Genomic DNA, 13,392 nt, shown 5'->3' on the forward strand with positions numbered 1-13,392 from the left:
TCACGCAGCGCTGTGGGCAGCGGTCGAGGCCGTGCACCGTGAGCGCGCCCTGCACATCGTGTACGCCGTCGACACGGACGGCCGAGAGGCCTACGTTTCGGAGGCGGGCATCGAGCGCGCGCGAGGCTGTCCTTCGCAAAGCCTCGCTGCGCATGCTGCAGGTGTGGAACGTCCTGCAGTCCGTCGGGAACGTCGTGACCATGGTCGACGGCTTGGGGGAAATGGCCGGCGAGCAGGTTCATCACTTGGCCGCGGTGGCGAATCGGATCCGTCAGGAGTTCCCTTGCCTGACCGTTCAGCTGGACGCGGAGAAGAACGTTTCCGTGGCCGGCGTTCTGGTCGAGGCCTCGCAGCACGCGGACCTGCTGGTGATGGGTGGCCGGCGGTCGCCCGGCTACATCGGACCCACTCTCGGGCGGGTGACGCACAGTCTGGTGCACCACGCCCACTGTCCCGTGCAGCTCATTCCGCGGCACGACCGTGAGCAAAGGAGCACGTCATGACCGACGTCGGCGAACGACACGAGATCATCGTAGGCATCGACCCGGCGAGGGATTGGCACCTTCCCCTGGCTTGGGCGGTGGACGAAGCCCGACGGCGCGGGCTCGCGCTGCGGCTCGTCGTCGCTGTTCCTCCGCGGCACGACACGCAGCACGTTGACGACACTTCCCGCAGCATCACGCTGCACCAGACCGCATCGGAAGTCCTCAGAGCGTCCGCCGCCTGGAGCCGGGAGCGCTACCCCGGGATCGATCAGGCCGTGGACCTGGTCGATGGGTTCCCCACCCCGGTGATCGGGCGAATGTCCGGGCTCGCATGATCGTGCTGGGCTCGCGTCGCCTGAGTCGTACCTCGGAGTTCTTCAGCGCAGGCTCCCTGGTCGTCCCCTTCACAGCACAGGCAGAGTGCCCGGTCGTCGTCGTGGGCGACGCCGAGCACATCACGCAACAGCCGACCTACTTGGTCGTGGGCATCGACGGCAGCGAACCATCGAAGGCGGCAGTGGCGCTCGCTTTCGAAGAGGCCGATCTCAGAGGAGCCGGCCTGCGCGCGATCTCGGTATGGCAGCAGCCGCCGATCTTCACGCTCCGCGGCCAGGAGGACGCACTGCAGGCTCAGCGACGGATGCTGTCCGAGATGACGGCCGGCTTTTCGCAGCAGTACCCGGACGTCGCGCTGAAGCACGAGGTACCGACCGGCCACCCGGTGGAGGAACTCGCAGGCGCCGCCGAACACGCACTGGCCGTGGTCGTGGGCCGCCGAGGCCGGGGCGGCTACACCGGCATGCGGCTCGGCTCCGTCGTGCACGGACTGCTCCACCGGGCACACTGCCCGGTGATCACGGTTCCTCTCGGCTGAGGATCGCGACGGCGACGGCCCCAGCCGCTCAGGAAACACCCGGTGTTCGGCACAGCGGTGATCTGTAGGGGAGTTGGAGAGGGAGGCGATCAGGATGTACCAGGGGATCACCCCGAGAACGCCGACGGCTGATAGCACCGCAATCGGGCCGCGGCGTACGGCGACGCTCGATCCTGACGAAGCCCTGAAACTGCTCGGCACGGTCTCTCTCGGCCGCATTGTCTTCACCCGCCACGCACTGCCGGCAGTATGCCCGGTCAACCACATCATCGAGGCCGGGGACATCGTCTTCCGGTTGTTCGACGGTGGGGACATTGCTGCGCTCATGGCGCCCGACGACTGCCCCGGAATTGTCGTGGCCTACGAGGCCGATGCCATCGACCCGGTGACGGACCTCGGTTGGAGCGTGGTCGTCACCGGCTACGTGCTGCCCGTTACGGACGGCCGCGACAGCCGCGACGGCCAGCGGTACGGAGAACTGCTGCGTCCGTTGGTCGGCGGCCCGATGGGCTGTGTGCTGAGCATTCGGCCCGGTCTCATCACCGGCTTCCGCCTGGAGAAGGCCTGATCACCAGGTTGGGTGGTGCCAGATCACGGTGAGTATGTCGTCCACCCGGTGCACTTCGAAGCGCCAGTGAGCCGGCCGACGGGGGACCCGCCGGGCGGCTCCGTCGAGCCCGAATCTCCTAGGACCTGTCTTCAAACTGGCGGCGTTCGCCCGGAGGGCGGGCCCGGCGGTGTCTGGTGCGTGCGATCGCAAGGCGGAGGGTCGCCCCTGTACTGGACGTACTGGGGTGATCCCGACAACGCAGCGAGCGTGCGTGCCAGACACCGCCGGGCGGGCGCCAGTTTGAAGACAGGTCCTGGCGTCGAGGGCAGCGGCGGGCCGTGGTCTCGGCCTGCCGGGTGCTCACCGGGTGCTGAGTACTGATCGTGCGTGATCGCCGTGCGACGCCATGACCAGTACTTGATAGCGGCTGGGAATGACGGCGCTTCTGGACGTGAAATCCCGGCGTCCCGCGGTCATCGCGAACTGGAACAGCGCGAAGATCCCACCGAACAGCACGCCCCAGCTCAGGCCCCAGACCATGGCCTTCCAGAAGGCTGTCGCGCTCAGGATGCTCAGTAGCAGGCCGACGAAGACTCCGAACCATGCTCCGCTCGTGGCTCCGTAGAGCAGGGCGCGCCCCCAGTTCAGCCGCCCGGTGATCTGCTCCACCATCCGGAGATCGCTTCCGACGATCTGGGTGGTTTCCACTTCGAATTCGTGGTCGGCGAGGTAGTCGACGACGCTCTGCGCCTCGTCGTAGGTGGGGAAGGAGCCGAGTGATACCTGCTCGCCCGGATGCCGTTCGACGGCTCCCCGTCCTGCTTTCACTGCTGTCGTGTTCATCATGGCTGCCTCCCGGCATGATCGATGGTGTACGGATCCGATGGCGCCGGTGTGGCGATGGGTGTTGGGGCCGACCAAGCTCTCTCTCGCGGGGCGGTACGGAGGAGCCGGCCGGTAGGAATCTCATTCAGGAACGACGACGACCGGGCACGGCGCGTGTTGAACGCAGTGCTGGCTGACCGAGCCGAGGAGGATCCCGGCGAAGGTGCCGTGTCCCCTGGTGCCCACGGTCAGCAACTGGGCTCCCGCTGCTGCGGCCAGCAGGACCTCTGCGGGATGGCCTTCCACCACACGGGCCAGCACTTCGACCGGCCGGTCGAGGCGCTCCGATTCGTTGGCGACGACCTCGTCGAGGTTCTTCTGGATGCTGGCGGCGATGTCACCGAGGTCGATGACGCCGGGGACCCACCCGTAGCTGTACGCGTACATGTCGGGGTTATGCCATGTGGTGATGGCTTCGACTGTGGCGTCGGTCAGCTGTGCGTAGGCCATCGCCCAGCGTAGTGCTGAGGTGGAACACTCCGACCCGTCCACCCCGACGACCACACGTCGGGCGGCGGGTTCCTGGGTCTGCTTCGGCATGTCGATCTCCTGAGATTGGTTCGCTGCCGGCTTTTCGAGCCGACCGCGCTCTACGGGGACGGGCTGAGGGACTGCCGCCGTGATGGGACCACCGCGGGTGTTCGGGGGACGGACGGCATCGACCGGGTCTGCGTGCGTGCGACGACGAGCGCCGCGTCGATATCTCGTGGACCGGTGGAGACGCACAACGTGTGCGAAAGGTCCTGGAGTTGCCGGTGAATGTCCGCGTTGGCAGTGGCGCTGTGAGCGAGTGCCTCTTGTTCTGCGTCTCGGCTCAACTCAACTATGTGTAGCTGCTGTTGTTCTGCCTCCAGCGTGCTCTGCCGTCCCCGGATGCGTGAGGGGCCGAAGGTCCCGCTGAACGCCGAATGGTCCTTGTAGACCAGTCTGAGAAGGGGACCGTGTCGGTGCGCCCGGCAGGGGCGGAACGGGCACCGGGCTGCCGAACGGCCCTGGTGCAAGGCGATTGCCTCCGGCGCCGGGGGTCAGTGAGCGGGCACGATCGCCACCGGGCAGGGGGCGTGGTGCAGCATGGCGTGGTTCATCGAGCCGAGTTGGAGGCCCGGATGCTCGTGCCGGCGGCGTGCGCCGAGTACCAGGAGGTCTGCTCCGGCGGCCGCACGCAGCAAGCTGGAGGCAGACCTGCCCTGCACGGCATTGCGCCGTACTCGCAGACCGCTGACTCCCGTCTCGGGAAGGGGCACGGCGCCCAGCAGGTTCTGTGCGCGGTCGGCTGCCGCACCGACGTCCATCACCACTGACACCCCCGACATGTCGATCTCGGGGCGCCAGGCGTGCACGAGCTCCAGATCGGCATGTCCAGCCGCCGCTTCCTCGACCGCGAACTCCGCCGCCGCTGAAACATCGTGCGACCCCACACCCAGCACCACACGGCGCCCGACCTCCGCGGGTTCACGTTCACCGCGTACCACCACGACCGGGTACGCGGCCCTCGCGGCGACCCGCAAGCTCACCGAGCCGAGCAGCAACCCGGGGAATCCGCCGCGGCCGCGGGTTCCCAGCACCAGCAGCGGGGAGTAGCGCTGCAGGCCCAGCAACGCGGACAGGACGTCCTCGGCGAGCAGTTCGGTGTCCACCGCTACGCCGGGCCGGCGCGCGGACGCCCGCTCGGCCGCGGAGTCCAGGACCTCCTCGATGGCCTTACGCTCGGGCGCGAGTTCCATGTCGTCCACGGTTTGCTGTTCGAACTGTTCCCAGGCAGAAGCGTGGACGAGCCGCAGCCCCACTCCGCGGCGGAAGGCGTCGTCCACCGCCCAGTCCACGGCTCGCAGACTTTCCGGAGAGCCGTCAACGGCCGCCACCACGCATGCAATGCTCATGATCTTCTCCACACCTCGACAGGCCGATTCCGGCCATGCATGCGACGACTGCCGACTGGTCGCCCGACTCGATCCGTCGGCGGGTGCGAAACCGCACCTTTGGTCAGTTCACACGCGGTGTGCCGCACGCGGTAGGGCCGGTTGGCCCCGCTCGCCCGCGCAGTGGGCCCCTTGCATGGCCCGGTGCCCGACCCCGGGACGAGCGGTCAGTGTGCGCGGGTCACCGTCGGTTGCCGGTGTCGTGATGTCCTTCGTGGTTCAGCCGGTCCTGGGCCTGGGTCGCGATCACGGCGGCCTGGACGCGTCGTTCCACGCCCAGCTTGGCGAGCAGCCGTGAGATGTGGTTCTTGACGGTCTTCTCCGCGAGGTAGAGCCGCTGTCCGATCTGTCGGTTGGTCAGCCCTTCGCCGACCAGCGCCAGGACCTCCCGCTCGCCTTCGGTCAGGCTGGGCAGCGCGACCAGTTCCGGTGCGGGTTCCTCCGCGCCGCGCAGCTTGGCCATCAGCCTGGCCGCCGCGCTGGGGTCGAGCGTCGACTGCCCGGCGGCGACGGCGCGGACGGCCGAGACCAGGTCGGAGCCGCGGATCTGCTTGAGCACGAACCCTGCGGCGCCGGCCATGATCGCGTCGAGGAGCGCCTCCTCGTCGTCGAAGGACGTGAGCATCAGGCAGGCGAGTTCGGGCATCTTGGAGCGGAGTTCCCGGCAGACGGTCACTCCGTCTCCGTCCGGCAGTCGCACGTCCAGCACGGCGACCTGCGGGCGGAGCGCGGGAATGCGGATGAGGGCGTGTTCGACGGTGCCGGCCTCGCCGATCACCGTGATGTCCGGTTCGTCGTTCAGCAGGTCCCGCACTCCCCGCCGTACCACTTCGTGGTCGTCGAGGAGGAAGACCGCGATCCCGGCCGCGGGGGAGGGACGGTCACTGTCGGACATCAAGAGCTTCTGAATCCTGCGCCGGGCGCCCTGTCCAGCGGACAGCACCCGAACCGCGCTCACCGAGCGGTCTGCGGCTCACCACAGATTGTGACCGGGGCCAGGTGGCCCCGGCTCCATGGTGTCACCCTCTCCGAGGCTTCCAGCCTCGCGCCGAAAGCATCATGATCACCTACCGAGGGCCCTGGGCGGGCCCTTCCTGTTCCCCCGGGGCTTCCAGGAAGGGACGAAGGGCTCCTTGCGGTGATTAAGGGGCGAGTACGGTGGACGGAGCTGAGGGACCGACTCCATTCCGTCACGTGCATCTGGAGGCATATCGGTGGGTAACGGCGACGAGGGCACCGGGCAGTCTCCTCAGCTGCGGCTCGATGAGCTTCTCGAGGAGTTGCAGAGCCGGCTGGACGTGGCGCGCGGCACCCGGGACCAGGTCCGCAGTCTGCTGGAGGCGGTGCTCTCCGTCGGGGGCGAGCTGGATCTGGAGCAGGTGCTGCGCAATATCGTCGAGGCGGCGGCGGTGCTGGTGAAGGCCGAGTACGCGGCGCTGGGGTTGATCGGGCCGGACGGCGAGCGGCTCGCCGAGTTCGTGACGGTCGGGTTCACGCCGGAGCAGATCGCCGCGATCGGCGCGTACCCGTCGGGGCACGGAATCCTGGGTGTGCTGATCCGCGATCCGCACCCGTTGCGGCTGCCGCGGATCTCCGATCACCCCTCGTCGTACGGTTTTCCGCCGAACCACCCGCCGATGGACTCCTTCCTCGGGGTACCGATCCGGGTGCGCGACCACGTCTTCGGCAACCTGTACCTGACGGAGAAGCGCGGCGGCGGGCAGTTCGACGCCGAGGACGAGTCCGTCCTGGCCACGCTGGCCGTGGCCGCCGGGGTGGCGATCGAAAACGCCCGGCTGTACGAGGAGTCCAGGCGGCGCGAGCGGTGGCTCCAGGCCAACGCGGAGATCACCCACACGCTCATGGCGGGCAGTCCACGCAGCGAGGTGATCAGCCTCATCGCAGAGCGGGCCAAAGAGATCACCGGCGCGGAACTCGCCCTCATCGCGCTACCGGTCCCGGACCCGTTGATGCTCTCGGTCGAGTTGGCCATCGGACGCGACGCGGAAGCGATTCGCGGTCTGATGGTGCCGATCGAGGGCAGTCTGGTGGGTGCGGCCTACGCTGCAGGAAAGCCTCTGACCAGCGCAGACATCACCACTGACGAGCGGATGACCGTGGATTGGCCCCGCATCGCCGGGCTGGAGGCCGCGGTGGCGGTTCCCATCGGCATCGGGGACGGGCTGCGCGGTGTGCTGTTGTTGGCCCGCGGGGCCACACGAACAGCTTTTGTCGAGGAGGAGATCGAGCACCTGCAGGGCTTCGCCGGGCAGGCGGCGGTGGCGATGGAGTTGGCCGAACGGCGTGCCGGCGCCGAGCAGATAGCGCTGTTGGAGGACCGGGACCGGATCGCCCGGGATCTGCACGACCTCGCGATCCAGCGCCTTTTCGCTACCGGGATGACGCTGCAGAGCTCGGGCCGCTTCATCGAGCACCCCGAGGCCTCGGAACGGGTCCGGCGCGCTGTCGACGACCTGGACGAGACCATCAAGATCATCCGGTCGACCATCTTCGGTCTGCGGTCCCGTGAGACGGGCGCCGAACACACCCTCCGGGCGCGTACGGTGCGGGCCGCCTCCGACGCCTCCGCGGTCCTGGGCTTCACACCGAGCGTGCGGATGGAAGGACTGCTCGACACTCAGGTGCCGCGGGAGGTCGCCGACCATGTGCTGGCCGTGCTCACGGAGTCACTGACCAACGTCGCCAAGCACGCCCACGCCACCCGGGCGCAGGTGGCCCTGGAGACCGACGGCCGGCACGTCGTCCTCACGACGACCGATAACGGTGTCGGACTTCCGGCGGAGCGGAACGGCAACGGCCTGCGGAACATGCGGGAGCGCGCCCTGCAACTGGGCGGGGACATGGAGTTGATGTGGCCGCCGGAGGGCGGAACGACTCTTGTCTGGCACACGCCAGTACCGAGGGGATAGCCGGTTCGGGGCGGGCGCATTCCGGCTTCGTCGTCAGGGCATGTCGGCGGCGGAGGGTTCACTTGCTCTGCCGGCACGTATCCGTTCCGGTCGACGACGCGCCCTGCCACGAGTTCGGGTTCGACATGGATGAAGATCCCGTCACCCGTCTCCAGCCACGGCCGCGGACCGCTCGACCTCAACCGTGCGTCCTTGACCAGGTTCGTGACCACGGAGGCCCGGCCGGTGATCACCACACTCCAACCGGTGTGGCCGGACTCGTCGAAGTGGTCCGCCTCGAACGCGACCACCGCACCCCGCACCGCGCGCGCCATGTGCGAGGCGGCGGAGGCCTGGAACAACACGGCACCGTCCGGGTCCAGGAGGAAGTGCACCGGCAGAATCGTGGGCAAGGCATCCTCGGTGTAGATGACACGCCCGATCGTCACCAGAGACAGCAGACGCAGACTCTCCCGGCGATCCAGCTTCCGGAAACCGTTGTGTCGGTGCATCGCTCACTCTTCAGTAGCGTCGGTGGAACAGATGATGGTCCCCTCGGACCCCTGCTGTCGATCGTGATCGACTCCTTTCAACACCGGAGCGCCGGAGTCGGTGGACCTGCTCCATTCCAGCGTGAAGGCCGTGAATTCGCGGGGGGAGGGGCTGCAGGGCCCTGACAAGGGCCTGACCGGCCCCGCGTGATCCCGGTGATCACGCGCCAGAAGGCGGCGGGTAAGGCCGATCGGCCCCGGAGCGGGCCGTGCGGCCCCTGTACCGGGCGTGTGGAGAGCCGGAGGCTGCTGTCGAACGAGTTCACCGGAACTCTCTTCTGGAGGTAGCTCTCGTGTCCGCTCCCGTTGCCGTCGGCCTGGACGGCTCCCCTGAAAGCATGGCCGGCGCTCGCTGGGCAGCCCGTGAGGCGCTGCGCAGGAACCTGCCAGTGCGGCTCGTCCATGTCTGGAACTGGCATCCCCATCCCGGCGAGACATCTGACGGCTTGGAAGCACAACGCCACTGGGCCCAGCGGATACCGCGCGAGGCCGCCGCTGAGTTCACCCGGCAGTACCCCGCGCTGGAAATCGTCATCGACCAGGTGGGAGGGCAACCCGCGGCTGTTCTCCCGGTCGTCGCGGAAGAGGCCGAACTCCTGGCCCTCGGGTCCCCCCGGATCAAGGGCATTTCGGGCTTCCTCATCGGATCAGCATCGCTGGCAACGGTCGCCTGCGCCGAGCGGCCGGTGGTTCTCGTAAGAGCCGGTGAGACCGCAGAGGACGAACATCAACCCGACAAAGCCGGGCTGCCGTCGACCGACACTCCGTACCGCGATGTGGTTCTCGGCCTCGATCTCGCGCGGCCATGCGACGAACTGCTGGAGTTCGCCTTCGATGCCGCGCTGCAACGCTCCGCGAGGCTGCGCGTCATCCATTGCTGGAAGATGCCGTCGGCCTACAAGTACCGCGACGCAACGGTCGGCAGCACTCCGGAATCCGCTCTTGCAGCTCAACAGACGCATGCCCTGACCGAGATGCTGCGTCCCTGGCGGGACAAGTATTCCGCCGTCGAGGTGATGGCGGAGTCCGTGCCGGGAAGGCCTGCGGAGCACCTGCTGACGGCCTCCGCGGACACGTCACTTCTGGTCGTCGGACGGCGCACCAGCCACTCACCGATCGGCAGGCACATCGGCCCCATCACACTGGCCGTGCTCCACCACTGCTCGGCACCGGTCGCGGTGGTACCGCACGCCTGAGCGGCCCTGGCGCGAGCGGGCTCGGCTCCGGGCCCTGCAGCCCGATCTCCTGAGCACCGTTGGGCCGGTCGGACGGGCCGGGGTAACCAGTAGGCCCTGGCCGCAGCATTGATCACCGCGAAGAGTGGTGATCTCGGGGGACGAGCCGTCGGCGGCGCGCAGCAGATGGCGTTTCAGCCGGTGACAGCTGTGGGCGCACTGACGATGAAGAGGAGCATGTTATGGCCAAGGCATATCTTGTGGGGAGCGGTATCGCTGCACTGTCGGCCGCCGCTTTCCTGATCCGCGACGGCGGATTCGCGGGCCGTGACATCCACCTGCTGGAGGAGCAGGAAGTGATCGGTGGCAGCCTGGATGCGGGAGGCACCGCGGAGACCGGGTACTCGATGCGGGGCGGCCGAATGTTCGAGGGCCAGTTCCGTTGTACCTACGATCTGCTGTCGTCGATCCCCTCCGCCGACGACCCGTCGAAGTCGGTCACTGAGGACACCTTCGCTGCTCACGATGCCTTTCCCTGGGACGACGCTGGCCGCCTGGTCGACAGCGACGGGAAGATCGAGCAGCCGGGGTCCTGGCAGCTCTGGCAGTGGCTGGCCCGAGGACGCGACGACTTCGGTAACCCTCACGTCTTCGACCGGAGCGTGAAGGACTCCACTTGGGAGTCCTTCACGGTCACCTGCAAGGACCCACTGTTCGTCGAGCTGATGGAGGCGCTGAGCGGGCGCGAGGCCGGCGAGGGCGGTTTGATGACCTTCCCGTCCTCCAACTGGCTGCTCACCATCGTGCTGAACCGCCAGCCCGTGTACCGCGAGCAGCCCCACGGCGTCACGGTCTGGTGGGGCTACGGGCTCTTCCCGGATCGCCCCGGTGACTACGTCGGCAAGCCGATGACCGACCGCACAGGGCAGGAGATCCTGCGCGAGGTCCTGTACCACCTGAAGTTCGAAGCGAACCTGGACCGCATCGCGGAGGCCTCGACCGTCATCCCGTGCCTGATGCCCTACATCACCAGCCAGTTCCTGGTCCGCGAGCACGGTGACCGGCCACAGGTAGTACCGAAGGGCGCCACCAACCTGGCCTTCATCGGCCAGTTCGCCGAGGTTCCGGACGACGTGGTGTTCACGGTGGAGTACGCGGTACGCACCGCCTGGACCGCCGTCGACACCCTCCTCAAGCTTGGCAACGAGCCGCCGCCGGTCTACAAGGGCCAGCGCGACCCGCGGGTGCTCATGAACGCGCTGACCACGATGCATCAGCGGTAATGCTCCTAATCGGTCTGCGGCCTGCCGCAGACCGGGCCTGCCCATCTCAGAGGCGAATCAATTGCGTTCCGTGGCCCGAATCATAGGTTCCTGGAGCGGCTCTCTCGCCTGCCGATCCCGACGTACGGATGTACCGGAAGTGCCAGGCGGGTCCGGGGTTCCGGCTCCACCGCGGCACTGGACCGGCCGGTCTGTGGAACCGAGGCATTATGCCCGTCCCGTCCCTGCTCAATGTCCATCGTCACGACGACGGGAGCCGGACGCTGATCGCCGTGGCCGGCGACATCGACCTTGACTCTGCGCCTCTGCTGCGCGTGTCGTTGGAGCAGTGCCTGCTCGACGGTATCCGCTCCATCGACGTCGATCTGAGCGCCGTCACGTTCTGCGACTGCAGCGGGCTGAACCTCTTCTTGTCCGCCCGCCGGCGCACTGCCGCTGCCGGCGGGGCTTTGTGCCTGCATCACCCCAGTAGGTCCGTGGCCCGGCTCTTCGCCCTGACCGGCTTCACCTCTCTTCTCGTGACACCTCGCGTCGGTCTCGATCCGCCGCCTGTTTCGGTGCCGCACGGTCGGTCCTCCCGGTCCTTGCGTCCGGTCGCGTTGTACGAGGCGACGTGTCAGCTTGCTGACGTGGCGCCTGTTGCCCCTGCACGGTGTGGCGTGAGGTAGGAGCCAGGACGGGCGTGATTGAGCCATTGATTTCTCCGACGGCCAGCACGATGAGAGTAAAATGGGGCTTCGACGTCCCGGACCCCGGCGTGTTCACTGTTCAGCAGCACGCTGGACGCGACCGCATCCGGGAGCCATACGTGAACGCGATAGCCCAACCGCCCATTGGCCCCACGAATCTGCCGGTCAGCGCGAGGCGCCATGGCGAGGCGTCGTCGGTGGACGAGAGCCAGCCGACCGTTCCCTGGGTGAAGTCCCCGAGGGATCCTGCCCATCGGCGGGACGAGGAACTTATTGCGCGCCGGCGTGCGGTCTTCGCATGGTGCGACTGCCACTTGATGGCACTGTGCGGTCTCGTTCCGCCTTCGGCGGATCACCCAGGTGTCATCGCCTCGGCCTGGGCCGAACTGCTCGCCGATTCTCCGGACCGGGTTCTTCGGCGGCTGCGGCAGGATCAAAGCCATGACACCGGTTCCATGTCTCACCACAGCTGTCCTCAGGACGCGTCTCCCGTGGACCGGATCGAGCTCGCCCTCGACCTCTTGGGGGACCGATCCTGCGCCCGGACCTCCACGATCCTGGGACAGTCCGAGCACACCGTCTCCGCCCGCCTGTCCTCCGGGCTGTGGGTACTGCTGGCACCCTGCGGCTGCCGGGCTGTCCGCGGCGTGTAACCGGGGGCGCTCGCCGGCCCTCGCACTTTTAGGGCACCGAGCCTGCGGGGGTTGAGCTGCACCGCAGTCCGCGCGCCGCCTCTGGTGCTGATCGGTGATCTTTGGAATAGCGCCAGGTAGGCGTAGACCCGGGGACTATGCTGGCTCCACGTCCCGGACCCTGGCGTGACCCGTACTGACGCCCATGTGCCAGTGATGAATGGACGCTTCTGTCTGTCACCATGGCACCCTTTTCAGCCGAAGCTGTTGATAGCGCGGTCCTGGGAGTGGGGATCGCCTGACCAACGCTTCGGCTGCCGGACCCGGACGCCAAGAGCGCCTTCAGGGATGTCTGCCAGGCGGAGCCACGTGCCCGTCCGCCCCCTCAGTGCACCTGGCGGTCACCATGAACCGAGGCGCCATGCCAGTTCCGCACAGCCTGAACCACAACCGACACGACCACGGAATCCGGACCACGATCACCCTGGCGTGTGAGATGAACTTGACTGCGGCGCCGCCGGGTCACGCGGCTGTGGAGGACCGCTGCCTTCGCTGGACCCCAGCGGACGTGTCAGGCGCCCGCCCACTGGCAACAGGGCCGATTCCGTGGCGCGTCGGGAGCCGGCCGGCTGGTCGGGGCACGATGCGCGGTGATTGTCGTGATCAGTGACCGAATGGCTGAGGTGTTGCGTCTGCTACACCCGGACCCTTGGAGCGAGGCCGGCGCCGATATCGCTGTGGCGGCGGCCGAAGCCCTCGGGATGGACGGATTGTCGGTGTCGCTCGTGACCGAAGGTGATCGGACCGAGCTGCTGTGGTGCTCCGACGACGCCGCCCGGTGCTTCGAGGACATGCAGCACACACTCGGGGAGGGCCCGGGGCCCGATGCGGTGCGCACAGGGGCGATGGTGTGGGTTCCGGACCTGGCCCAGGTGCGTACCGAACGCTGGCCGGCGCTGAGCATGGAGGCCCCGGACCTACAGGCCCGAGCGGTCTACTGCTTCCCACTCGGCCTCGGTGCGATCCGCGTTGGGGTCCTGACCGCTGTGCGCCGCACCCCGGGACCTATGAGCGCCCAGCAGGCCGACGACGCCATCGCGCTGGCCGCGGTCCTGACCATGCGCTGCTTGAACGGCAAGGAACTGCAAGCACCCGAAACCGGTGCCCAAAACGGTGCGAATGGCAGTGCCGAAACCGTCCGTCAGCCGGACGGGCTCCCGCAGATGCTGAATGCCGTTGTCCATCAGGCGACCGGAATGGTCAGCGCGCAACTTCTCCTGCCCCTGCCGCAGGCTCTTCTGCGTTTGCGGGGGCACGCTTACAGCAGCGGGCGTTCCCTCACCGAAGTAGCGAAAGACGTCGTGGATCGTCGTCTTCGTCTGACCCACCGGAGCAACGGTTCGCCGACCCCGCCGCCTGTCGTAGAGAAGGACTGATTCC

15 protein-coding genes and 1 pseudogene are annotated in these 13,392 nt (G+C 67.8%); 10 read left to right on the forward strand and 6 right to left on the reverse strand.

Going from position 1 to position 13,392, the window contains the following annotated elements:
- Positions 1–152: 152 nt before the first annotated feature.
- The 4 genes from O3X23_RS44045 (at position 153) to O3X23_RS36600 (ending at position 1,927) form a co-directional block, all read left to right on the forward strand.
- On the forward strand, positions 153–503 hold the full coding sequence (locus O3X23_RS44045) for a universal stress protein (RefSeq protein WP_331283995.1): 351 nt from the start codon (positions 153–155) through the stop codon (positions 501–503).
- Positions 500–820, forward strand: a complete 321-nt coding sequence (locus tag O3X23_RS44050) for a hypothetical protein (protein WP_306665054.1) — start codon at positions 500–502, stop codon at positions 818–820. Before O3X23_RS44045 ends, O3X23_RS44050 begins: the two co-directional genes overlap by 4 nt.
- Positions 817–1,359, forward strand: coding sequence for a universal stress protein (locus tag O3X23_RS44055; protein WP_306665053.1), 543 nt, complete (start codon positions 817–819; stop codon positions 1,357–1,359). The genes O3X23_RS44050 and O3X23_RS44055 overlap by 4 nt, the downstream gene beginning before the upstream one ends.
- A gap of 94 nt (positions 1,360–1,453) precedes the next feature.
- Complete coding sequence (locus O3X23_RS36600) at positions 1,454–1,927, forward strand: pyridoxamine 5'-phosphate oxidase family protein (protein WP_198359067.1); 474 nt, start codon at positions 1,454–1,456, stop codon at positions 1,925–1,927.
- A gap of 342 nt (positions 1,928–2,269) precedes the next feature.
- On the opposite strand, the gene O3X23_RS36605 is transcribed toward O3X23_RS36600, so the two are convergent.
- The 5 genes from O3X23_RS36605 to O3X23_RS36625 all read right to left on the reverse strand — a co-directional run bounded on the left by O3X23_RS36605 (position 2,270) and on the right by O3X23_RS36625 (position 5,608).
- Positions 2,270–2,755 (reverse strand): general stress protein, encoded by a 486-nt coding sequence (locus O3X23_RS36605; RefSeq protein ID WP_232486058.1) that lies wholly within the window; start codon positions 2,753–2,755, stop codon positions 2,270–2,272.
- 120 nt (positions 2,756–2,875) lie between these two features.
- Positions 2,876–3,334: a universal stress protein gene (locus O3X23_RS36610; protein WP_198359066.1), complete on the reverse strand. Its 459-nt coding sequence runs from the start codon at positions 3,332–3,334 to the stop codon at positions 2,876–2,878.
- A 50-nt stretch (positions 3,335–3,384) separates the two neighbouring features.
- A complete protein-coding gene (locus O3X23_RS44060) occupies positions 3,385–3,795 on the reverse strand; it encodes a DUF5133 domain-containing protein (protein ID WP_331283996.1) in 411 nt (136 codons plus the stop codon).
- 24 nt (positions 3,796–3,819) lie between these two features.
- A complete protein-coding gene (locus tag O3X23_RS36620; RefSeq protein ID WP_198359065.1) occupies positions 3,820–4,674 on the reverse strand; it encodes a universal stress protein in 855 nt (284 codons plus the stop codon).
- A 220-nt stretch (positions 4,675–4,894) separates the two neighbouring features.
- Positions 4,895–5,608, reverse strand: coding sequence for a response regulator (locus O3X23_RS36625; protein ID WP_198359064.1), 714 nt, complete (start codon positions 5,606–5,608; stop codon positions 4,895–4,897).
- A 319-nt stretch (positions 5,609–5,927) separates the two neighbouring features.
- Between O3X23_RS36625 and O3X23_RS36630 the strand changes: the two genes are divergently transcribed.
- A complete protein-coding gene (locus O3X23_RS36630) occupies positions 5,928–7,643 on the forward strand; it encodes a sensor histidine kinase (protein ID WP_269277117.1) in 1,716 nt (571 codons plus the stop codon).
- Positions 7,644–7,849: 206 nt separating this feature from the next.
- Here O3X23_RS36630 and O3X23_RS36635 read toward each other — a convergent pair.
- Positions 7,850–8,134: pseudogene (locus tag O3X23_RS36635) on the reverse strand (pyridoxamine 5'-phosphate oxidase family protein); the annotation flags it as partial.
- Between the two features lie 332 nt (positions 8,135–8,466).
- Here O3X23_RS36635 and O3X23_RS36640 point away from each other — a divergent pair.
- From O3X23_RS36640 to O3X23_RS36660, 5 genes are all read left to right on the forward strand, one after another.
- Entirely contained in the window at positions 8,467–9,369 is a 903-nt protein-coding gene (locus O3X23_RS36640; protein WP_198359062.1) for a universal stress protein, read from the forward strand.
- 221 nt (positions 9,370–9,590) lie between these two features.
- Positions 9,591–10,631 (forward strand): oleate hydratase, encoded by a 1,041-nt coding sequence (locus O3X23_RS36645; protein ID WP_269277120.1) that lies wholly within the window; start codon positions 9,591–9,593, stop codon positions 10,629–10,631.
- Positions 10,632–10,840: 209 nt separating this feature from the next.
- Positions 10,841–11,299, forward strand: a complete 459-nt coding sequence (locus tag O3X23_RS36650) for an STAS domain-containing protein (protein ID WP_198359060.1) — start codon at positions 10,841–10,843, stop codon at positions 11,297–11,299.
- 512 nt (positions 11,300–11,811) lie between these two features.
- Complete coding sequence (locus O3X23_RS36655) at positions 11,812–11,973, forward strand: hypothetical protein (protein WP_198359059.1); 162 nt, start codon at positions 11,812–11,814, stop codon at positions 11,971–11,973.
- A gap of 653 nt (positions 11,974–12,626) precedes the next feature.
- Entirely contained in the window at positions 12,627–13,388 is a 762-nt protein-coding gene (locus O3X23_RS36660; protein ID WP_269277124.1) for a GAF domain-containing protein, read from the forward strand.
- The last annotated feature ends 4 nt before the right edge of the window (positions 13,389–13,392 follow it).

It is taken from the genome of Streptomyces sp. H39-S7 (assembly GCF_027158205.1).
Lineage (GTDB): Bacteria > Actinomycetota > Actinomycetes > Streptomycetales > Streptomycetaceae > Actinacidiphila.

Bases quoted from the DNA above. Each gene is read 5' to 3' on its own strand.
- O3X23_RS44055 (WP_306665053.1), top strand. From the start codon at position 817: ATGATCGTGCTGGGCTCGCGTCGCCTGAGTCGTACCTCGGAGTTCTTC.
- O3X23_RS44050 (WP_306665054.1), top strand. From the start codon at position 500: ATGACCGACGTCGGCGAACGACACGAGATCATCGTAGGCATCGACCCG.
- O3X23_RS36600 (WP_198359067.1), top strand. From the start codon at position 1,454: ATGTACCAGGGGATCACCCCGAGAACGCCGACGGCTGATAGCACCGCA.
- O3X23_RS36660 (WP_269277124.1), top strand. From the start codon at position 12,627: ATGGCTGAGGTGTTGCGTCTGCTACACCCGGACCCTTGGAGCGAGGCC.
- O3X23_RS36645 (WP_269277120.1), top strand. From the start codon at position 9,591: ATGGCCAAGGCATATCTTGTGGGGAGCGGTATCGCTGCACTGTCGGCC.
- O3X23_RS36625 (WP_198359064.1), bottom strand. From the start codon at position 5,608: ATGTCCGACAGTGACCGTCCCTCCCCCGCGGCCGGGATCGCGGTCTTC.
- O3X23_RS44045 (WP_331283995.1), top strand. From the start codon at position 153: ATGCTGCAGGTGTGGAACGTCCTGCAGTCCGTCGGGAACGTCGTGACC.
- O3X23_RS36650 (WP_198359060.1), top strand. From the start codon at position 10,841: ATGCCCGTCCCGTCCCTGCTCAATGTCCATCGTCACGACGACGGGAGC.
- O3X23_RS36605 (WP_232486058.1), bottom strand. From the start codon at position 2,755: ATGATGAACACGACAGCAGTGAAAGCAGGACGGGGAGCCGTCGAACGG.
- O3X23_RS36620 (WP_198359065.1), bottom strand. From the start codon at position 4,674: ATGAGCATTGCATGCGTGGTGGCGGCCGTTGACGGCTCTCCGGAAAGT.
- O3X23_RS36610 (WP_198359066.1), bottom strand. From the start codon at position 3,334: ATGCCGAAGCAGACCCAGGAACCCGCCGCCCGACGTGTGGTCGTCGGG.